Source organism: Sphingomonas zeicaulis (assembly GCF_050433225.1).
GTDB classification, from domain to species: Bacteria; Pseudomonadota; Alphaproteobacteria; order Sphingomonadales; family Sphingomonadaceae; genus Sphingomonas_D; species Sphingomonas_D zeicaulis.
In genome coordinates, this window is the sequence record NZ_JBNPXQ010000002.1 from 413,566 (window position 1) to 432,859 (window position 19,294).

General features: G+C 66.7%; 18 protein-coding genes. 7 read left to right on the forward strand and 11 right to left on the reverse strand.

Features of this window, described 5'->3' with window-relative positions; genetic code table 11:
* Nucleotides 1-173 precede the first annotated feature (173 nt).
* A complete protein-coding gene (locus tag FHS96_RS11065) occupies nt 174-641 on the forward strand; it encodes a hypothetical protein (RefSeq protein WP_429590806.1) in 468 nt (155 codons plus the stop codon).
* Between the two features lie 115 nt (nt 642-756).
* Here FHS96_RS11065 and FHS96_RS11070 read toward each other — a convergent pair whose 3' ends face one another.
* On the reverse strand, nt 757-2,565 hold the full coding sequence (locus tag FHS96_RS11070) for a vWA domain-containing protein (protein WP_429590808.1): 1,809 nt from the start codon (nt 2,563-2,565) through the stop codon (nt 757-759).
* A gap of 269 nt (nt 2,566-2,834) precedes the next feature.
* Between FHS96_RS11070 and FHS96_RS11075 the strand changes: the two genes are divergently transcribed.
* Together FHS96_RS11075 and FHS96_RS11080 are read left to right on the forward strand one after the other, a co-directional pair.
* Nucleotides 2,835-2,957, forward strand: a complete 123-nt coding sequence (locus FHS96_RS11075) for a hypothetical protein (protein WP_429590810.1) — start codon at nt 2,835-2,837, stop codon at nt 2,955-2,957.
* A 261-nt stretch (nt 2,958-3,218) separates the two neighbouring features.
* Nucleotides 3,219-3,506, forward strand: coding sequence for a hypothetical protein (locus FHS96_RS11080; RefSeq protein ID WP_429590813.1), 288 nt, complete (start codon nt 3,219-3,221; stop codon nt 3,504-3,506).
* An 88-nt stretch (nt 3,507-3,594) separates the two neighbouring features.
* On the opposite strand, the gene FHS96_RS11085 is transcribed toward FHS96_RS11080, so the two are convergent.
* From FHS96_RS11085 to FHS96_RS11095, 3 genes are all read right to left on the reverse strand, one after another.
* Complete coding sequence (locus tag FHS96_RS11085; RefSeq protein WP_429591768.1) at nt 3,595-4,746, reverse strand: DUF1501 domain-containing protein; 1,152 nt, start codon at nt 4,744-4,746, stop codon at nt 3,595-3,597.
* 7 nt (nt 4,747-4,753) lie between these two features.
* Nucleotides 4,754-6,229 (reverse strand): DUF1800 domain-containing protein, encoded by a 1,476-nt coding sequence (locus FHS96_RS11090; protein WP_429590816.1) that lies wholly within the window; start codon nt 6,227-6,229, stop codon nt 4,754-4,756.
* A gap of 139 nt (nt 6,230-6,368) precedes the next feature.
* Complete coding sequence (locus FHS96_RS11095; RefSeq protein WP_429590819.1) at nt 6,369-6,950, reverse strand: BBE domain-containing protein; 582 nt, start codon at nt 6,948-6,950, stop codon at nt 6,369-6,371.
* 267 nt (nt 6,951-7,217) lie between these two features.
* On the opposite strand from FHS96_RS11095, the gene FHS96_RS11100 reads away from it, so the two are divergent.
* Nucleotides 7,218-8,441 carry a multidrug effflux MFS transporter gene (locus FHS96_RS11100; RefSeq protein ID WP_429590822.1) on the forward strand — a complete coding sequence of 408 codons (1,224 nt, stop codon included), beginning with the start codon at nt 7,218-7,220 and terminating at the stop codon, nt 8,439-8,441.
* A gap of 3 nt (nt 8,442-8,444) precedes the next feature.
* Here the strand turns inward: FHS96_RS11100 and FHS96_RS11105 are convergent, their stop codons facing one another.
* Complete coding sequence (locus FHS96_RS11105; RefSeq protein ID WP_429590824.1) at nt 8,445-9,338, reverse strand: AraC family transcriptional regulator; 894 nt, start codon at nt 9,336-9,338, stop codon at nt 8,445-8,447.
* A 161-nt stretch (nt 9,339-9,499) separates the two neighbouring features.
* On the opposite strand from FHS96_RS11105, the gene FHS96_RS11110 reads away from it, so the two are divergent.
* Both FHS96_RS11110 and FHS96_RS11115 read left to right on the forward strand, forming a co-directional pair.
* Nucleotides 9,500-10,195: a type 1 glutamine amidotransferase domain-containing protein gene (locus FHS96_RS11110; RefSeq protein ID WP_429590827.1), complete on the forward strand. Its 696-nt coding sequence runs from the start codon at nt 9,500-9,502 to the stop codon at nt 10,193-10,195.
* Between the two features lie 50 nt (nt 10,196-10,245).
* A complete protein-coding gene (locus tag FHS96_RS11115; protein ID WP_429590830.1) occupies nt 10,246-10,605 on the forward strand; it encodes a putative quinol monooxygenase in 360 nt (119 codons plus the stop codon).
* 4 nt (nt 10,606-10,609) lie between these two features.
* Here FHS96_RS11115 and FHS96_RS11120 read toward each other — a convergent pair whose 3' ends face one another.
* Nucleotides 10,610-11,935 carry a family 43 glycosylhydrolase gene (locus FHS96_RS11120; RefSeq protein ID WP_429590832.1) on the reverse strand — a complete coding sequence of 442 codons (1,326 nt, stop codon included), beginning with the start codon at nt 11,933-11,935 and terminating at the stop codon, nt 10,610-10,612.
* Between the two features lie 224 nt (nt 11,936-12,159).
* Between FHS96_RS11120 and FHS96_RS11125 the strand changes: the two genes are divergently transcribed.
* Nucleotides 12,160-13,773, forward strand: coding sequence for an alpha-N-arabinofuranosidase (locus FHS96_RS11125; protein ID WP_429590835.1), 1,614 nt, complete (start codon nt 12,160-12,162; stop codon nt 13,771-13,773).
* Between the two features lie 196 nt (nt 13,774-13,969).
* Here FHS96_RS11125 and FHS96_RS11130 read toward each other — a convergent pair whose 3' ends face one another.
* The 5 genes from FHS96_RS11130 to FHS96_RS11150 all read right to left on the reverse strand — a co-directional run bounded on the left by FHS96_RS11130 (nt 13,970) and on the right by FHS96_RS11150 (nt 19,236).
* Nucleotides 13,970-14,572, reverse strand: a complete 603-nt coding sequence (locus FHS96_RS11130; RefSeq protein WP_429590838.1) for a cysteine hydrolase family protein — start codon at nt 14,570-14,572, stop codon at nt 13,970-13,972.
* Nucleotides 14,573-14,586: 14 nt separating this feature from the next.
* On the reverse strand, nt 14,587-16,791 hold the full coding sequence (gene paoC, locus FHS96_RS11135) for an aldehyde oxidoreductase molybdenum-binding subunit PaoC (protein WP_429590841.1): 2,205 nt from the start codon (nt 16,789-16,791) through the stop codon (nt 14,587-14,589).
* Between the two features lie 5 nt (nt 16,792-16,796).
* A complete protein-coding gene (locus FHS96_RS11140) occupies nt 16,797-17,747 on the reverse strand; it encodes an FAD binding domain-containing protein (RefSeq protein ID WP_429590844.1) in 951 nt (316 codons plus the stop codon).
* Nucleotides 17,744-18,385 (reverse strand): aldehyde dehydrogenase iron-sulfur subunit PaoA, encoded by a 642-nt coding sequence (gene paoA, locus FHS96_RS11145; RefSeq protein WP_429590846.1) that lies wholly within the window; start codon nt 18,383-18,385, stop codon nt 17,744-17,746. The genes FHS96_RS11140 and paoA overlap by 4 nt, the downstream gene beginning before the upstream one ends.
* Nucleotides 18,386-18,525: 140 nt before the next feature.
* Nucleotides 18,526-19,236 (reverse strand): dihydrofolate reductase family protein, encoded by a 711-nt coding sequence (locus tag FHS96_RS11150; protein WP_429590848.1) that lies wholly within the window; start codon nt 19,234-19,236, stop codon nt 18,526-18,528.
* Between the last annotated feature and the right edge of the window lie 58 nt (nt 19,237-19,294).

The following is a 19,294-nucleotide window of genomic DNA, read 5'->3' on the forward strand; positions in this document are numbered from 1 at the left end:
CGCTGTGTGGGGATGGGGTCGGTCGCGAACTTCTGGGGGAGCGGCCGCTGGCTTCGGGGGGAGCCGGCGGCCGCTTAACACCGGTGGCGACGCGTTCCGGCTTGTTGCCGCCCGGTGAAACCCGATCCCGATCGGGCGCGGGCCGGACGGGGTGGTTGCAGGACGGAGGGGCAATGAAGAAGGTCATCGCGGCGCTGTTGCCGCTGACGCTGATCGGTGCCGCGCCTCACGCCGCGGCGGATGGCGCAGTGGCGTTGAGCAGCGCCATGTTCGTTGAGCGCACCGTCGCCGATGCCAATGGCGCGACACGGATCGTGCTGGAAACGCCGGAGACGGTGTCGCGCGGTGATCGGTTGGTGTTCGTGTTCAACTATCACATCACGGGTGACCGAGCGCGATCCACCTTCACGATCACCAACCCGCTGCCGCGCCCGCTGCGCTTCGAAGCCAGCAGCGATCCGGCGGCGATCGTTTCGGTCGATGGCGGCCGCAGCTGGGGCGCGCTCGCAACACTCAGGCTGCGCGACCGTTCAGGCCACCTTCGCACGGCCCGGTCCGAGGATGTGACGCATCTGCGCTGGCGCCGCGCGCTGCCCGCGGGCGAGGCGGGCAGCGTCACCTTTCGTAGCGTCGTGCGCTAACCGCGCGACCGGCGGCAACACAGGGTGGCGGCTACCGACGCCGCCACGCCGTACACCGCAGCACAGGACGTCGCGTGCCCCCGATCACGATCATGATCCACGGCAACGCTGCCGATCATTCCGTTTCCAACCGCGCCATCACCAGCCGCAGCCGGCCCTGCGCATCGTCGCCGTTCAGGTAGAGGCGGTCGCGGTCGGTGCGATAGGTCATAACGAGCTTCGATTCCGGCAGATGGATTTGCCGCTCGTTGATCTCATAGCTCTCATAATCCTCTTCCTCCTCGCCCCGCCGCGGCTTGGCGCGGACGACGGTGAATTCCTCGTCGTCGGAGAAGCTGACTTGGTCGCCACGGCGAAGATCCTCGAAGCCTTCGGCGCTGATGATCCGCCAATCGCCGATCACGCCGAGGTGACTCAGGGATTTGGGGCGCTCGCTGCTATAGCCCGCATAGAAGGCGGTCTGTTCGAGCAGCTTGCCGACCAGCGTGCGTTCGCCCTCCAGCCCGGTCAGGCCGCTCGCGGCCAGCCTTTTGTCGAGCCCCGCCAGAAGGGCATAGGCGGTTTTGGGATCATTGTTTGAATGATAGGCTTCGGTCGCCCCCTGCATCGACAGATATTCGTCGACGAGCATCTGTGCGGATCGCAGTGCAGCGCTCGGCGTGCCGGCGGGCGCCGCGACCGTCACCGAATCGCGCCCCGCCTTGCCGTCCGCCGCACCGACGTAGCTGAGGTCCACCCGCATCAGGGGCGCGCCGGCGTCAAGCGCTGCGGCAGGAAGGTGCGCGCGTGCGCTTTCCTTGCCCAGCGAGACGAAGATGCCGCCACCATTGGTGCTGAGGAAGGCGGTCGGCACGGTGATCGCGATCGCGCCGTCCTTGCCCTCCCGCATGAGGCCGTCAGGCACGCCGAACACGCCGGTGATGCTGTAGCCAGCGGTCGGCACCATCGTCAGCACCACATCGTGCGCCAGTTCGCTCACCATCGTATCGAGCTGGCGGGCGAACACGTCCTTCACCTCGTCAGCATTGCCGATGAAGAACAGGTTGCCGCCGCGCACGCTTGAAATGGTGGTGGCCAGATCGGCATCGAACTGCAGGCCGACGCCGATCGTCGTCAGGCCGATGCCGCGCCGCGAGGCATCGAGCGCCATGCCCATGAAGCTGCCCGCATCGGTGCTGCCGACATTGGGCTGCTCATCGGTGAACAGCATCACGCGCGTATTGCCCTTGAAGTGGGCGGCATCGGCGAACGCCGTCTCGTAACCGACCTGCAGCCCTTCCTCCATGTTGGTGGAGCCTTCGCTCTTGATCCCGTCGATCGCCGAGAATACGGCCGCGCGGTCCCGGCCGACGTCGGTGGGCTTGAGCCAGACATGGCTCTCATCGCCATAAAGAACGATCGCGATGCGATCGCCTGCGCGCATCTGGCCGGCGATCTGGCGGAGGCTCTTGCGAACGAGATCGAGCGGCTGGCCGTCCATCGATCCGGACTTGTCCACCACGGCAACAAGGTTGAGCGGTTCCCGCCGCCACTTGTCCGCGTCGATATTGGATCCGAAGCCAAGCCCCACAAACAGCCGGTCGTCCGGTCGCCCGGGCAGTGCGGCGGGCATCGCCTCGGTCGCCAGGCAGAAAAGCTGCTTGCAGGGCGTGGCGGTGGCGATCGTCAAATCATGCTCGCCCATCAACCCTTCGACGGTCAGCGAATCGGGCTGCGGAATGCCCGCTTCGAGCGCGACCTTGCGGAAGTGGCGGACATCCTGCGCGCCGCCCTGTCGCACGCGCATGCTGGTGACGACGATATCGTCGAAATCCTGCTCCTCCTCCTGCGGCGGCGGCTCCTGCGCGAGCACGGCGGGGGCGGGCAGCATCAGGGCGAGCGAGAGCAGCAGACGCGGCAGGGACAGGCGACGCGACAGGGGCATGGGGGCTTTCCCGATATGGATTATGCAGCGAGGATGCGCCCGACGATGGCCACCGGCAAGCGCGATTCGTTCCGCTTCGGCGGGGATTTTCCTCCGGATCGGAGAGGGTGTCGTGCTGCACCGCCCATCGCGAAACGCGAACGATTTAACATTCTGCATGCCGGCTTAGCCGTTTTGCGCTTGCAAACTCCGCTGCATCGCAGCATGCCTCACCGCGATAAGAAGCCGGAGAGGGCCTGAACGTGGGTCTCTGGTTGGAGGAAACGTCCATGCGCATGTCTTATGTCGTCGCTGCCGGTGCGGCCGCCGTCGTTCTTGCCGCCACCGTTCCCAGCAAGCCCGAAGCCGCGCCTGCGAAGCGCAGCGAGCCGGTTTCCGCACAGAATAGCTGATCCGAACGGCTTCGGCGGCGATTTGCCGCCGGCAGAAAGCCGGATCGATCAAAAGCCCTCGGCGTTTCGCTGGGGGCTTTTTGCATTTGCGTCAGCCGAAACGGCGCGTTGCAGCGATCGATGGCGACCGATTGCATTTCATGCACTCAACCGGTTGCAATTTGCGCTTGAGAGCGAAGCTGCGCCGCAGCAAAAGCGCCTCAACACAGACCAGAAAATTATTCGAGAGTCCTGATCGGCATTCCATAGGGAGTTTGATCCATGAGAATGTCGTACGTCATCGTTTCCGCCGCTGCCGCAGCTCTGCTCGCTACCGTTGCTTCGGCCGAGCCCGCCGCTCCGTCCAAGTCGTTTGAGCGCGACGGCATGACCTATGTCTACACCGTCTCGACCAAGGGCGAGCGCACCATGATCAATGGCCGCCGCTATCCGGACGGAAAGCGCTTCTCGCTGACCGTCAACAACGGCCGCGTCTCGGGTGTTTCGGGCGGCATGCCGGTTTCCTTCCGCGTCGCCGACGCGACCACCGAGGAAGTCGCTTCGCGCTAAGCCGCGCGCACGCCGCTGCCTGACGGCGGGGTCTATCGTACGGCCCGCCAGCACGTGCTTCGGCACAGGCTGGCGGGCCGTTCGCGTATCACGCCCGCGCCAGCCCCTCCGTCGCGCGCGCGGGCGATCCCGGGAACAGCCCGGCGACGACCCGCTTGGGTTCCAGCCCAAAATGGCCCGCCACCGCGCCGGCGATCACGCCGTGCAGCGATTCTGTCGGCTTCAGGTCGCGACCCTCATGGAGCGCGGCGGGCTTGAGGCCCGGCCAGTCGGCGATCACCCGGCCGCCCTTCACCGCGCCACCCAGCAGCATCGCGACCGATGCGGTGCCATGATCGGTGCCACCGGTGCCGTTGATCGCGACAGTGCGGCCGAACTCGGTGGCCACCACAACCGTCGTCCGCCGCCACGCCGGGCCGAGTCCGGTGCGCAGCGCGGCGATCATGCCGTCGAGACCCTTGAGCTGCCCTTCGAGTCGCGAGCGCTGCGAGACATGCGTGTCCCAGCCGCCGGTTTCGATCATTGCGATTCGCGGCCCTGTTTCGGCGCCGAGCAGCTTGCCGGCGAGCGCGCCCAGCGCCACCGCGTTGCGCCCGGCATCGGTGCCGAGGTCACCGGCGAGCGCGCGCGTCGATTGCGCGCGCGCCCACACCTCGTCCAGCTCGGCATCGCCCTGATACATCCGGCCGACCCGCGCCAGGAGATCATCTGTCACCCGCGGCTGCGGCCCCGCCGCATAGGTTTCCACCGGCCGCGCCCCACGCAGCGCCATCGGCACCGCCGGTGCGATCGCCAACGCGCGCGAATCGTCGGCGGGCAGCAGCGCGAGCATGCGGTTGAGCCAGCCATCCTTCAGCAAATAGGGGGATTCGCCGCCGGTCTCGAGCACGTTCTGGCCGTCAAAATGCGAACGGTCACGATAGGGCGAGGCGACGGCATGAACGAACAGCGCCTCGTTCGCCTGGTAGAGCTTGCCCGTCTCGACCAGCGAGGGGTGCAAGGTGAACATCGAATCGAGGCGCGCGCCGCCCGTCGGATCGGTGTTACCGCCCCCGCGCGCCGCCGCGAAATCGGGATCGCCAGTGGGAGCGACGATCGAAAGGCCGTCGGCCGCGCCGCGCATGATGATGAAGAGGAAGCGTTGGTCGGTCGCCGCCGCGGCGACGCTGAAGCCGGGCAGCAGCGCATAGCCGAGCCCGCCCGTGGCTCCCGCGGCGATCAGCGTGCGCCGGGTGATCATGCTCATCTCATCTCCTCAGGAATTCGGGCGAGACCAGCATCAGAGCGAAAGCCTGTGCGGGCCCTTCTGCGCGGGCGATCGCGTCGCGGGTGGCGGCGCGGATCGGCCCGGGCATCAATTTCGGCGCCAATGTCCGTGCGTCGAACGCCGGCGGGGTGCGTCCCGCCAGCCGTTCCGCCACCGCGACGCGGCGCGACAGCGCGTCGGGCCCGAGCCAGCTTGCGTCGATGTCGTCATAGCCTGCCGGCGATCCCGGCCGCCACACCGGCTGGCCAAGCTGGGTGAGCAGCCCCACCGTCGCCTGCCCCGCCGCCTCGCGCGTGCCCGCCGCGCGCAACGCGGAAACATACCAGTCCCACGGCGTCTTGAAGCGGACGGGGGCCGGCGCCCATGCCTCCGGCGCCTCGACCAGCGTGCGATAGACGGTGGGCAAGTCGCCGCCGCTGGTCAGGAAGGCGCGCTCGAGGCGACCGACCAGCGGCGGCGGCGGGTCATCTCCGGCAAAATGGCGGGCGAGCTTGGTGGCGATGTGGCGCGCGGTCGCGGGATGCACGGCGAGGTCGGCGAGCACCGCATCGGCCTGTGCGGCACCGTCCTGCGCATAGGCCTTGCCCATGATGCGCCGTGGACCGGGTTCATGGATCTCCGGCACGAACAGGGTTTCCCCGGCAGGGCGGCTCTCCAGCCCCAGCCGGTCGGTGCCCGGCACGCGGGCAAGCCGGGGCACCGTGCGCCCGGTCAGCGCGCGGGCGAATTCGGTGACGTCGGCCTGATCATAGCCGGTGCGCACCCCCAGCGTGTGCAATTCCAGGATTTCGCGTGCAAGATTCTCGTTAAGGCCGGCGTTGCGCTTGCCGCGCGCGCCGATACGGGCCCCCACCACACTGTCCGGCCCGATCGACTGCGCCTGATCGAGATAGAGCAGCATCGCCGGATGGCTCTCCACCGCGGTCAGCATGTCGCCGAAGCGCCCCAGCACGTGCGGGCGGATCGCTTCGAACTCCATCAGCCCGCCGAGGCCGATCACCGCGAATTTGTCGACCGAGATCGCGAAATGGTTCGCCCAGAAATGGACGAGCCGCTCGACGAATGGCGCTTCGGCAGCCAGCGCCTGGTCGGTGCGCGCCGCGACCATCGCGAGATGATCGGCACGCATGTCGAGCCGTGCATCGCGAACCGCCGCCTTGGCGCCGGCGGGGGGCATCGCGCGTTTCACAGGTAGCGCGACCCCGGCTTTGGCGGCGTCGCCCGCTGCGGCACGCTGCGCCTTGCGCGCCGCCTCGTTCATTTCGCGCCGTTCGGCGAGGAAATCCGCCAGCCGGCCCGCCACCTCGGAGCGCGGCGGCACTGCGGCGATGGCCGGCGCGCGCGGGCGATAACGATCGAACTGGTCGAGCAGGAAGGCGCGGGCATCGGCAGGCGGGGCATCGGAAGGGCGTGCACCCAGTCCGAACCGGTTCAGTGCGATCGCAACATCGGTCATCCGCCACTCCGCCTCGACTCGCGCGCTGCCACAGGGAGCGCGCGGGATTGCTCAACTGCCTCCCCTGTTACCCCCGCCAGCCGCGCCCGATCCGGACGACGCCCCGCGCTATCTTTATGCCAGAGAGACCAAAGCCTTGTCAGCCCATGGCGGCACCACGTTTCATCCCGTTTCCCGAACGGGCAGGCGGTCGCTCAGCCGCTGCCCACCGTATTATGCGCCCCAAATAGTCTTTCGGATCGTAACGCCGCTTCTCCGCAAGCAGCCGCGCATAATTGGATCCCCAATGAGATCGCTGCCAGTCACGCTCGAAATAGTCGGATTCGGACACATAGGATCCGGCGTCGGGCACCAGCCGCCGGATCGGCGCCATCGCCCGGGTGACGCGTTCCGCTTCGCGGCGACCGGTCGTGACGTCCGGCTCGTGGTCGGGGATGCCGTGCCAGGCGGGCTTGGTGTCGGCGGCGCAGATCAGCAGCGCGATGGCGTCCGCCGCGGCGGGGTTTATCGCGGTGGCGCGGGCTGCGGCGATGGCTTCGGGCGTGCCGCCGGCGAGTCCCTTGTTGGTGTGGAGCGTTACCGACCATTCGGCCGCCGCCGCGATCAGCATCCGCCGCGCGACTGCCGAAGTGGGTGCGCCGCTGCGGCCAGCGCCGCAGCCAGGGGCGTGCGCCGCATAGATCTGCCCGATATCATCGCCGGCAACCGCCGCGCCGCGCATGCTCAATCCCCTCGCGCCGCCTGTGACCGGCCAGCAGAGGAATTGCGAGGCGTTAGCAATAAATGTGGTGACCATCCGGGTATGCGCATCGCCATCAGTGCCACGCCCATGCGCGAGTGCGGTGCTCAGCGAGCGAAAAACCATTCACATCTCCCCGCTTCGTGCCAGCGATGATAGGCGGGGCGTGTTCCGCCGGAAGCGATGTTCCCGCCATTTTGGGTGGCAAGATGCTGGCAGTTATGGCGCATAGGCGATAGGCGACCTCGCATGAGTACCCCCGTCACCCCTCATCCCGGCATGCCTGCCCGCGAATTCGTGGCACTCGTCGCCGCGATCATGGCGGTCAATGCGCTGGGCGTGGATCTGATGCTGCCGGCGCTGCCGGAAATCGGGCATGAGCTCGGCATCGCCAGCGCGAACCACCGGCAGTGGATCGTCACCATCTATGTGCTGGGCTTCGGCCTGGGCCAGCTTGTCTATGGACCGCTCTCGGATCGGCTCGGGCGCAAGCCGGTGCTGCTGGTGACGCTCGCCGGGTTCGTCGGCGCCTGCATCTTGTCCGCGGCGGCACCCACCTTCGGCACGATGCTCGCCGCGCGGTTGTTGCAGGGGCTGATGTCGGCCTCGTCGCGCGTGCTGTCGGTCGCGATCATTCGGGACAGCTATTCGGGCCGCAAGATGGCGCGCACTTCGTCGCTGGCGCAGATGATCTTCTTCCTCGTACCGATCCTCGCGCCCAGCATCGGCCAGGTGCTGATGGAATTCGGGCCGTGGCGGTTCATCTTCTATGCGCTGGGTACCTTCGCCGCGCTCGTCTTCGCCTGGGTGCTGACGCGCCTGCCCGAGACGCTGCATGCTGAACATCGTCGGCCGATCTCGGTGGCCTCGCTGACCGACGCCTATCGCCAGACGCTCACCAACCGCTATTCGCTGGGCTATTCGCTGGCCGGCGGGCTGACCTTCGGCGCGATCATCGCCTATGTCTCCGCCTCGCAGCAGATCTTCACGGACGTGTTCCAGCAGGGCAGCCATTTCGCCATCCTGTTCGGCGTCTGCGCCTTCGCGATGGGCTGGGCGGCGTTCGCCAACAGCCGGCTGGTGGAAAAACTCGGCACGCGGATGATTTCGCAGACCGGCCTGCTGCTGCTGATCCTGCTCTCGCTGATCCATGTCGCGATCAACCTGGCGGGGCTGGAGACGTTGTGGACCTATCTCGCGATCCAGGCGCTGAGCATGACCTGCGTTGGCCTGTGCGGCCCCAATTTCGGCGCGATGGCGATGGAACCGGTGGGGCACATCGCCGGTACCGCATCCTCGGTGCAGGGCTTCATCACCAGCCTCGTCGCGGTGCTGGTCGCGTCGGTGATCGGGCAGGCGTTCGACGGCACGACCTATCCCTTCGCTTTCGGCTATCTCGCGATCGGATTGGGCGCGCTGGCGGTCGTGCTGGTCGTCGAGCGCGGCCAGCTTTTCCACGCACGCATGGCGTGACGATCAGGCGGCCGCCAGGGTGCGCCGCTTTGCCTCTTCCGTCTCACGCACCGGCGGCAGTCCGAACAGCCGGCGATATTCGCGGGTGAACTGCGGCACGCTTTCATAGCCGACCGCGTAGGCGGCATTCCCCGGTGTCGCGCCCTCCGCCAGCATCAGTCGGCGCGCCTCGATCAGCCGCAACTGCTTCTGGAACTGCAGCGGCGACAGCGAGGTGACGTTGCGGAAGTGGAGGTGGAAGGTCGACGGGCTCATCCCCGCAACCGCAGCGAGCCGCTCGACCGGCAGAGTCGAGGCATAGTCGCTGCGGATCACGTCCACGGCGCGCGCGATGCGCTGGGCATGGCTGTCGGGAAAGCCGAGATGGCGGATCGCGGCGCCGTGGCGTCCGGCGAGCAACCAATAATGCATCTCGCGCACGAGTTGCGCCTGAAGCATCGGGATCGAGGCGGGACGATCGAGCAAGCGCACCAACCTGAGCGCGGTATCGGCCACCTCGGCGTCGGTCGGCTGCAGGCGCAACGCCGCGCCCGCCTCGATCGGGACCGCCTTCATCTCGGCGGAGAGGTCGGCGATCAGCACCGGATCGAGATAGAGCGCGAACGACAGATAGGGTGCCATCGGCGTGGCCCGGCTGATCTGGCTGATCGTCGGCACGTCCGCGGTGATCAGCATCGAATCGCCACCATGGAAGGCCAGGCTGGAACTGCCCATCGTCACCTGCTTGGTGCCCTGCACGACAAGGCAGATCAAAGGCCGCTGGATCGCATATTGCAGCTCGCCCACACGGGCGGCGCGCACCAGGGTCATGCCTGGGATCGGCGCGCGCGCGATGCCGGCGGCATCGGCATTGGCCTCGGTATAGCGACGAATCGCGGTGAGCAGTGCGTCTGTCATGTCTCGGAAGATAAGGCGTGCCGGTGCTGCACGTAAACCGCTTCCGGAGGATCAGGCAATGATCGCCGAGCCTCGGGCAACACGGCGCGCCGCTCGCAGGCGATATCGGTGGGGCCGCCGGGAAGGGCGGCTACCGATCCCAACCTGCAAAGAGACGTGACATGAGCAAGATCCTGATCGTCCTCTCGGCCGCTGAATTTTGGACGCGCGCCGACGGCTCCAAATATGAGAGCGGCGCGTGGGCCGAGGAATTCGTGGTGATGGACGAGAAGTTCGTTGCCGCCGGCCACATGGTCGACATCGCGACGCCGGGCGGCATCCAGCCGAAGATCGACCCGCACAGCATGAACCCCGCGGTCGTCGGCCAGGCCGAGGTCACCCACTTCAGCGCCTATCTTGATGCCATTGCCGATCGTCTGGCGCACCCGCTGGTGCTCGCCGCGGTCGACCCCGCCGACTATGACGCGATCGTGATCCCGGGCGGCCATGGTCCGGTGGAGGATCTCTACAAGGACGCCGACATGGGCCGCATCCTGATCGCGGCTGACCGCGCCGGCCAGATCATTGCGCCGGTATGCCATGGCCAAGCCGCGCTGCTCGCAGCGAAGGACGAGAATGGCCAGTGGCTGTTCGCCGGCCGCCGGATGACTGCGTTCAGCGATGAGGAGGAGGTTGACCTCGGCACCGCCGACAACGCGCCCTGGCTGCTGGCGGAGACGCTGCGCTCATCGGGCGCACGCTATGAGAAGGGGCCGAACTGGGACGCCCATGTGGTCGAGGACGGGAATCTGCTGAGCGGCCAGAACCCGGCCTCCAGCGCTCCGCTGGCTGATGTCGTGCTGGCGAAACTGGCGTGACCCAGAACGCCCCTCCCCAGAAGGGGAGGGGCTAAAAAGGGAGAGACCCCATGACCACCCCACATCCCGGCGTCATCATGACCGGCGAGGATGGCGCCGACGGCCCCAAAGCCTTCTATATCCTCATCGAAGCCCGCCCCGGCCGCGGCGACGCGGTCGCGCAGATGCTCGGCGATATCCGCGCCTGCGTCGAGGGCGAGCCCGCCACCGGCCCGTGGTACGCCGTCCGCCACTCCGAGACGCTGTTCGCCATCTTCGAGGCTTTCCCGGACATCGCCGGTCGCGATGCGCATGTCGCGGGCGGCGGCGGGGATATCTTTCGCGATGTCGAGCGGATGAACGACCTGCTCGTCCGCCCGGCGCATGTCCAGAAGGTGGATGTGCTGCTCGCCAAGCAGGTCTTCGCCTGAGCGGTCAGTCGATCGCCCATTCCCATAGCGCGGCGGGGCCGGTGAAGCTGAGCCGCACATAGCGCGCGGACGCTGGGTGATCGACGATCAGCGGCGATCCGTGTGCCGTGGTCTGCTGCGTGATCGGCCGCCATGTCCGCCCGTCGTCGGAGGCTTCGACCGTAAAGCTGTAGTCGCGGTCGGCAAATTCCGGGCGCAGGCGGCTGCGCGTCACGCGGCGGACCTTGCCGAGATCGGCGACGAGGGTCGGGGAGTCACCCGCGGCGGGGCGCCACAGGGTGGCATAATTGTCGTCCGCTGCGGCAGCGCCCGCGCCCGCAATCCGCAGCTTCAATCCTTGCGTCCGCTGCCGGGCGAAACCGGCGACAGGGCCGCCATGCGTCGGCGTGACGCGCTCGATGCGGTCCCCCTTCACCACCAGTTGGTCGACGACGGTCTGGCGTAGCACATCCTTGCCCGGACGCGGGAAGGGAAGGGCCTGGCGATGGTAGAGGATGTAGGGGCGGCCCTGCGACCGGAAGATCGCATGATGGCCGGGGCTGATTACGGTGCGGTCCGCATTGGTGGTCAGGATAGGGCTGTTGGGCGCCTCGGTGAACGGCCCCATCGGGCTGCTGCCCACCGCATAGCGCACCTTGTAGGTGTCGGTGGTGGTGTTGCCGTCACTATAGGTCAGGAAATAGCGCCTGTTCGCCTTGAACAGGAAGGGCGCCTCGAAATAATTGGTCGGGGTCACGTCCCGCGGTTCGCCGTCGAAGCTCACCATGTCCGGCTTCAGCTTAACCACGAAGCAATGGCCGTTCTTCCAGTTGATGCCCGATCCCCAGGCGAGATAGGCTTGGCCATCATCGTCTACGAACGCCTCGGCATCGATCATGTGATAGTCGGGAAACATCGCCGCCGGGATCAACGGCTTGCCGCCATTGGCCTCGCGCCACGGACCGCCTGGGCTGGGCGCGGTGCCCACCCACACCTCGCTGCCGACCGACACGAACATCCACCACGCGCCATGCGCCTTCACCACCGACGGCGCCCAGACCATCGCCTTGGACGAGGTCGGGCTGGCGGCGGCCGTCTTCGTCGGCCAGTCCGGCGTGGAGAAGCGCCAGTTGCGCCCGTCTTCGGACTGCCAGAGGCTGAGCTTCTCGCCGCCCCACGGATCGATCGTCGCGAAGATGTACCAGCGCCTGCCGTCGTGCACGATTGAGGGGTCGGCGAAATAGCCCGGCAGGATCGGGTTGAGCGCGCCCGGCGTATCCCAACGCGCCTCGGCGCTAGACGCGGCCGGCAAGGTGCAGGCGAGAAACAGGGCGGCGGCTTTGAGGCGCATCAGGCTCTCCGGATCAGTCTTGGTCTGTAGGAGTGCCGTGACGCGGAGAGGCAATAGGGGCAAGTTTATTGTCAGACTAATTGTTTTGGCACGCCTTGCTCAGATCGTCATCGAAGCGGTATGTTTACGGTCTGTCGATGGCATTTAATTGCCATTGGTCTGCCGCTTTGACGGACGCTGGATGCCGGCGGCAAGGATATAGTCTGACATATCAAGGAGGGGTTGTGACTTCTGGAACAAGTGTGGGCCGCAAGGTGCTGGCACTTGCCGGCTTGATGCTTGCGGCACTGCCCTTCACCGCGGTCGCGCAGACCGTCGCCAATGCCGAGATCGAGGTCGAGACCCAGAAGGTCGGGGCGACGATCGATCCCAACATCTATGGCCAGTTCGTCGAGCATCTCGGCCGCGGCGTCTATGAAGGCATCTGGGTGGGGCCGAATTCGCCGATCCCCAACGTTCGCGGCATCCGCACCGACGTGGTCGAGGCGCTGCGCAAGATCCAGGTGCCGGCGATCCGCTGGCCGGGCGGCTGCTTCGCCGACGGCTATCACTGGCGTGACGGCATCGGCCCTGCCGCCCAGCGCCCGCAAGGCATCAACGCGGCATGGAACAAGACGCCGGAGACCAACGCCTTCGGCACGCACGAATTCATGGACTTCATGGGGCAGGTCGGCGGCACCCCGTTCGTCTCGGTCAACGTCGGCAGCGGCAGCGTGCGCGAGGCGGATGACTGGATGCGCTACATGACTGCGCCGGCAGACAGCGCGCCGGGCAAGGAGCGCGCCGCGAACGGCCATGCCGAACCCTGGAACGTGCCCTTCGTCGGCGTCGGCAACGAGACCTGGGGCTGCGGCGGCAACATGACCGCGGAAACCTATGCGGCCTCGTTCCGGCATTATGCCGCCTTCCTGCGCAATTATTCCGGCGAGCGCGCGAAGCTGATCGCGGTCGGTGCCGATACCGACGATTATGCCTGGACCGAGACGATGATGGCGCGAGCGGTGAAGTGGCGGCCCAACCCCACGCCGCTCAGCCTGATCGTCGATCGGCCCTTGATGTGGGGCCTTTCGCTCCACTTTTACACCTTCGCCGGCAATGACTGGCATAATAAGGGCCGCAACGTCGGCTTCGGTCGCGCCGAATGGGCCAGCGCGCTGCAGCGCGCGACGCTGACCGACGACCTCATCACCCGCCATTCCGCGATCATGGACCGCTACGATCCGAAGAAGGAGATCGCGCTCGCCGTCGACGAATGGGGCGCGTGGTTCGCCAGCGAGAAGGATGCGCCCTCGCAGCTCTATCTCGAAAGCACGCTACGCGACGCTGTGATCGCCGGGCACAGCCTCAACATCTTCAATCGCCACGCCGATCGCGTGCGCATGGCCAATGTCGCGCAGATGGTGAACGTCATCCAATCGCTGATCCTGACCAAGGGTGAGAAGATGGTGGTGACGCCGACCTACCACGTCTTCGACCTGTATAAGGTCCATCAAGGCGCCACCTTGCTGCCTGCGACGGTGCGCAGCGAGGATTATGTGGAAGGCGCCGTGCGCCTGCCCGGCCTCAGCGTCTCCGCTTCGAAGGACAAGGCCGGCAAGCTGCATTTGACCATCGTCAACCTCGATCCGGCGCGGGCGAGCAAGGTCGGCATCAAGCTCGACGGCGGCACGTGGAAGCGCGCTACGGCCAAGGTGCTGACCGCCGATCGCATCGACACGCGCATCACCTTCGACGGCACCGATCCGTTCGTGCCGGCGGCGCTGCCGGCGCGGCTCTCGCAGGGGCGCGTCGAGGTGCAGGTGCCGTCCAAGTCGGTCAGCCTGATCGAAGTCGAATAAGCCAGGAGCCAGCTTGATGACCCTGTTGCAAACGAGCCTTTCGGCCCTCGCCCTAATCTTCTGCGCCTCGACCGCGCCGGCGGCCGAGCGCCTGGAAATCGTCGAGACGATCGTGCCCGGCGCGGCTGCTGCGCAGGAGGCCGAGCGATCGGAGGTGTGGTGCCGGTCCGCCCCATATTCTATTCGGGGCTCCGGCCTACCCCGCCACACCCCCGAGAAACTCCTCCTGCGTCATCGGCAGCGAGAACATCGGGAAGTCCTTGGTGATCGCTACCTTCTGTTCTTCCTCGCCGATCGTCGCGCAGCAATCGGTCAGCGTCACCACCCGGAAGCCGCGCTCATAGGCCGAGCGCATCGTCGATTCGACGCAGCAATTGGTGAGGAAGCCGGCGATCGCAACATTGGCGATGCCATGCTGGCGCAGGATGAAGTCGATGTTGGTGCTGGCGAAGCAATCGAGCCCGCGCTTGCCCTCTACGATGATCTCGTCCTTCAGTGGAGCCATCGGCGCGGCGATCTCCGCGCCCCAGCTTCCCTTGCGGAACGCCTTCGCTCCGACGACGCCGGCTAATATGCCATAGGGCTCCGGCGCGATCTCGGGATAGCCTTCGGCAAAGGCGATCGGCACGTGGAGGACGGTGATGCCTGCCTCGCGCGCGCCCTCCAGCAGAGCGACGCTGTTGGCGAGCATGTCGTTGGACTGCATGACATCCTTCACGGCGTCATGCTGGGCGCCGCCCGGCGTCACGAAATCATTCTGATATTCGATCAGCACCAGCGCTGTGGTCTTGGGATCCATGCGGGTTCTCCCGATCAGGCGATCTTGGGCAGCTTGTCGAGATATTTGTCGAGGGTCAGCGGATAGTCCCTCACGCGGATGCCGGTGGCGTTGTAGATCGCATTGGCGACCGCGGCGCCCGGGCCGCAGATGCCCAGTTCGCCCACGCCCTTCGCCTTCATCGGCGAGATTACCGGATCAAGCGTGTCGAGGAACACGCACTCCTGATGTGGAATATCGGCGTGTACCGGCACCTCGTAGCCAGCGAGGTCATGGTTGACGAAGAAGCCGAAACGCTTGTCGACCGCCAACTCCTCCATCAGCGCCGCGCCGGCGGACATCACCATCGCGCCCACCACCTGGCTGCGTGCCGACAACGGATTGAGCACCCGCCCGGCATCGCACACCGCCAGCATCCGGCGGATCCGGGTCTCGCCGGTATAGGCGTCGACTGCGACCTCGCAGAAATGGCCGGCATAGGTGCCGATATCATAGCCGCGCTTGAAGTTGCCGAACTTGATCGAGTCTTCCGCGGAAAGCGCACCGGCGTCTGTCAGCGGGCGGGTGCGGCCGCCAGCGGTGATCTGGCCGTCGGCGAAGGTCGCGGCGTCGCCGTCGAACCCAAGCTTCTGGCCGATCGCGCGGCGCAGTGCCACGCAGGCGGCATAAGTGCCCGCCGTCGAACTCGCGGCACCCCATTGACCGCCCGAGCCGGCGGAGACGGGGAAGTCCGAATCGCCCAGCACGACGCTGACCTTCTCGAGCGGCACGCCCATCGTTTCCGCCGCGGTCTGCGCGACGATCGTGTAGGTGCCGGTGCCGATATCGGTCATGTCGGTTTCGACGATGATCCGTCCATCGGCTTCCAGTTTGATGCGTGCGCCCGACGTGCCGGTGGGGGCACCGCGATAGCCGGCGGCGACACCCATGCCGATCAGCCAGCGCCCTTCGCGCATTTGTCCGGGCTTGGCGTTGCGCTTCGACCAGCCGAACCGCTCAGCGCCCTCGCGCAGGCAGCGTACGAGGTTGCGGTCCGAAAAGCGCTGGTCCGGCGCGCCGGGAACGGTTTCGGGCTTGGGCTCGTTGAGGATGCGCAGCTCGATCGGATCCATGCCGACCGCTTCCGCGAGCTCGTCGATCGCGACCTCGAGCGCCAGATGCCCCGGGGCCTCGCCGGGCGCGCGCATTGCATTGCCCTCGGGCAGGTCGAGCGTGGCGATGTAATTGGCGGTCATCCGGTTGGCGCCGGCATAAAGCGACGGCGTTTGCGCGGTGCCGTTCTCGCCATCCTCGCCATTGAGGTTGCCCGACCAGTTCTCATGCGCGATCGCCGTGATCCGGCCGTCGCGCCCGGCACCGATCCGAACCCGCTGGATGGTGGCGTGGCGATGCGAGGTGTTGTTGGCCATCAGCGGCCGCTGCAACGCGATCTTGACCGGCCGCCCGGCCGCCTTCGCGGCCAGCGCCGCCAGCACCGCATCGGCGCGGATGAACAGTTTTCCGCCGAAGCCGCCGCCCACATAGGGTGAATCGAGCCGGACATTGGCGGGGTCGATCCCCAGGATCTTACCCATGCTCTGCTTGCCCCAAGCGATCATCTGGTTGGATGTCCAAAGGGTCAGCTTCTCGCCTTCCCACGCGGCGATGGTCGCGTGCGGCTCCATCATCGCATGGCTCTCGTCGGGCGTGGTGTAGCGCGCGTCGATCTTGACCGGGGCCGCTTCGAACGCCTTGTCGAAATCACCGACCTTGGATTGATCCGGCTTGCCGTTCTGACCTTTGGCAAGCGGCGCGCTGGGCGCGGCACCGGCAAGGTCGAAGCTGCCCTCCGCACGCTGATATTGCGTGCGGATCAGGCCGGCGGCGGTGCGGGCCTGCTCGAACGTCTCGGCGACGACGCAGGCGACCGCCTGATGATAATGGGCGACCTCGCTGCCGCCGAACAAGGGCGCGTTGTTCCCCATGCCCTTGCCGACCGGTTTGGTCTCCGGCGCCGTGACGATCGCAATCACGCCGGGGGCCGCGCGCGCTGCCGACGTATCCATCGAGACGATGCGGCCTTTGGCGATCGCCGCGCCGACGACATAGCCATAGGCCTGGTTGGGTACCACGTCGTACCGCTCATAGGCATAAGGCGCGGTGCCGGTGGTCTTGAGCGGGCCATCGATGCGCGGCGTGGATTTGCCGACGATCTTCGACTGGTCGAACAGGTTGGTGCCTGCGGGTGCGTTGAATTCCATGGCGATCAGCTCCTCGCCTCGGCGATCAGCGAGGCGAGCGTTCGCTCCGCCAGTTTGATCTTGAACCGGTTTTCCTCGGTGGGGCGGGCGCCCGCGAACAGGCGCGCGTTCACGGCGGCGGCTCCCTTCGACAGTTCCGCCTCGGCGGCTTCGACCCGCCAAGGGCGCGGCGCGACGCCGCCGACGGCGATGCGGCCCTTGCCGTCCTTCTGAATCACCGACGCGACCGAAACGAGCGCGAAGGCATAGGACGCGCGGTCGCGCACCTTGTGGTAGAAATGGGTGCCGCCGATCGGCTTGGGCAGGGTGACCGCGGTGATCAGCTCGCCATTTTCCAGCACCGTGTCGCGCTGCGGCGCCTCGCCCGGCAGGCGATGGAAGTCTGCGATGGGGATCGCGCGGGTCTCGCCATCGGGCTTCACGGTCTCGACAGTCGCATCAAGCACGCGCAGTCCGACCGCCATGTCGCCGGGATAGGTGGCGATGCACGCGTCGGACGTGCCGATCACCCCCAGCTGGCGGGAAAAGCCGCCGATCGCGGCGCATCCCGAACCGGGTTTGCGCTTGTTGCAGGCCTGATTGGTGTCGTAGAAATAGGGGCAGCGGGTGCGCTGGAGCAGGTTGCCCGCGGTCGTCGCCTTGTTGCGCAACTGGCCGGAGGCGCCGGCCACGATCGCGCGGGTCAGCACGCCATAGTCGCGCCGCACGCGATCGTCGCTGGCAAGCGCAGTGTTGGTGACCAGCGCGCCGATGCGCAGCCCGCCTTCCTTGGTCTTTTCGATCCGGTCGAGCTTCAGATCCTGCACATCGACGAGATGCGTCGGCGTCTCGATCTCCAGCTTCATCAGGTCGAGCAGGTTGGTGCCGCCGGCGAGGAATTTTGCGCCGGGCTTGCCGGCAACCGCCGCCGCGGCCTGCGCGGGTGAGGTGGCCCGTTCGTAGGTGAAGGATTTCATGCCGGCTCTCCCGCAACCTCGGCCATCGCCTCGGCAATGTTGGAATAGGCGCCGCAGCGGCAGATATTGCCGCTCATCCGCTCGCGCATCTCGATGTTGGTGAAGCCCGGCTTCGTCATCAGATCGTCCTGCACATGGCTGGGCACGCCCGCGCGGATCTCGTCGAGCACCGCGACCGCAGAGCAGATCTGGCCAGGCGTGCAATAGCCGCACTGGTAGCCGTCATGCTTGATGAAGGCCGCCTGCATCGGATGGAGCTTCTCGGGCGTGCCGAGACCCTCGATCGTCATCACCTCGTCTCCCTGGTGCTGGAGCGCGAGGCTGAGGCAAGAATTGATCCGCGCGCCGTTGACGATCACCGTGCAGGCGCCGCACTGGCCGTGATCGCAGCCCTTCTTGGTGCCGGTGAGCTTGAGATGCTCGCGCAGCGCGTCGAGCAGGGTCGTGCGCGTGTCGAGCGTCAATTCGCGGCGCTGACCGTTCACGGTCATGGCGACCTGCATCTTGGGCGGTGCAGCGGCAGCGGCGTGCGCGGCCGGCGCCTGGCTTTCGGCTGGCGTCGCGCTGAGTGCGACCGAGGCTGTGCCCGCGGCGAGAACGCCGCGGCGCGAGATTTCGAAACCGGCTGGACCTGGCATGGAAAGTCCTTTGTCTTTTGGCTTGGGCCGGCGGCCGCGTTTCGCGATCTCGCCGGCCAGGCTGTGGCGCTTTTATCCTAAACGCAGGACGGCAACGCGAATACATGTTCGTGGTTGCATGCCGTCATGAATGAAACTCATCAATTGACCGCAGACGGCGTTGCCGGCTCTACCCGGTAGCGCAAATGGACGAGGCCATCGGCCAATGTGCTGGCGCCCAGCAGCCCGATCCGCACAGTGCCGGTAAGGCTGCCATCGTGCATCACGATGCCGTCGCCATGCCGGTCGCCGTCGAGAGCCGGGGCAATGAGCACGCTCAGTTCGTCGACCAGACCTGCGGCAATCAGGCTGCCGTTGATCGTGCCGCCACCCTCCAGCATCAGCCGGCGGATGCCGAAACGCGCGCCCAGGGTGGCGAGCATTGCGGCGAGATCCATCGTCTCGTTGTCGGCGACGATGTAGGAAACGCCGTCGGCCGCCAGTTCGGCGAGATGGCTGTCGGTCACGTCATGCCCCAGCAGGACGATGACATGGTCGCCGCCGACCGCGTCGCCCGCGAAGTGCAGCTTGCCTGACGGATCGAGCGCGACCGCATGGCTGCGCGCCTGCCGCGCGACATGCACCGGGCGGGTAACCGCGCCGACTTCGGCGGGCGGATGTGCTTCGGCCTTGCTCATTTCCGCCATGGTGATGCGGCCGACCATCCATGCGTCGCCGGCCAGCGCGTCATGCAAGGCTTCATAGGCGGCAGACCAGTTCCGCTTGTCGCCATCGAAGCTGGCGGTGAAGCGGCTGGGGTGCAGGCGGCCGTCGATCGAGCCGAGCATGTGGCAAATGACATAGGGCTTCATGGTCGGTCGGATCCTGTCGAGGGGCGGGCTTCCTTAGCCGTTGGTGGAGCGCGCGATT

Excerpts from the sequence above, each read along its gene's own strand:
- FHS96_RS11095 (WP_429590819.1), bottom strand. The coding sequence starts at position 6,950 with ATGCGCGGCGCGGCGGTTGCCGGCGATGATATCGGGCAGATCTATGCG.
- FHS96_RS11105 (WP_429590824.1), bottom strand. The coding sequence starts at position 9,338 with ATGACAGACGCACTGCTCACCGCGATTCGTCGCTATACCGAGGCCAAT.
- FHS96_RS11070 (WP_429590808.1), bottom strand. The coding sequence starts at position 2,565 with ATGCCCCTGTCGCGTCGCCTGTCCCTGCCGCGTCTGCTGCTCTCGCTC.
- FHS96_RS11085 (WP_429591768.1), bottom strand. The coding sequence starts at position 4,746 with ATGATCACCCGGCGCACGCTGATCGCCGCGGGAGCCACGGGCGGGCTC.
- FHS96_RS11075 (WP_429590810.1), top strand. The coding sequence starts at position 2,835 with ATGCGCATGTCTTATGTCGTCGCTGCCGGTGCGGCCGCCGTCGTTCTT.
- FHS96_RS11115 (WP_429590830.1), top strand. The coding sequence starts at position 10,246 with ATGACCACCCCACATCCCGGCGTCATCATGACCGGCGAGGATGGCGCC.
- paoA (WP_429590846.1), bottom strand. The coding sequence starts at position 18,385 with ATGCCAGGTCCAGCCGGTTTCGAAATCTCGCGCCGCGGCGTTCTCGCC.
- FHS96_RS11080 (WP_429590813.1), top strand. The coding sequence starts at position 3,219 with ATGAGAATGTCGTACGTCATCGTTTCCGCCGCTGCCGCAGCTCTGCTC.
- FHS96_RS11090 (WP_429590816.1), bottom strand. The coding sequence starts at position 6,229 with ATGACCGATGTTGCGATCGCACTGAACCGGTTCGGACTGGGTGCACGC.
- FHS96_RS11130 (WP_429590838.1), bottom strand. The coding sequence starts at position 14,572 with ATGGATCCCAAGACCACAGCGCTGGTGCTGATCGAATATCAGAATGAT.
- FHS96_RS11140 (WP_429590844.1), bottom strand. The coding sequence starts at position 17,747 with ATGAAATCCTTCACCTACGAACGGGCCACCTCACCCGCGCAGGCCGCG.
- FHS96_RS11110 (WP_429590827.1), top strand. The coding sequence starts at position 9,500 with ATGAGCAAGATCCTGATCGTCCTCTCGGCCGCTGAATTTTGGACGCGC.
- FHS96_RS11120 (WP_429590832.1), bottom strand. The coding sequence starts at position 11,935 with ATGCGCCTCAAAGCCGCCGCCCTGTTTCTCGCCTGCACCTTGCCGGCC.
- paoC (WP_429590841.1), bottom strand. The coding sequence starts at position 16,791 with ATGGAATTCAACGCACCCGCAGGCACCAACCTGTTCGACCAGTCGAAG.
- FHS96_RS11100 (WP_429590822.1), top strand. The coding sequence starts at position 7,218 with ATGAGTACCCCCGTCACCCCTCATCCCGGCATGCCTGCCCGCGAATTC.
- FHS96_RS11150 (WP_429590848.1), bottom strand. The coding sequence starts at position 19,236 with ATGAAGCCCTATGTCATTTGCCACATGCTCGGCTCGATCGACGGCCGC.
- FHS96_RS11065 (WP_429590806.1), top strand. The coding sequence starts at position 174 with ATGAAGAAGGTCATCGCGGCGCTGTTGCCGCTGACGCTGATCGGTGCC.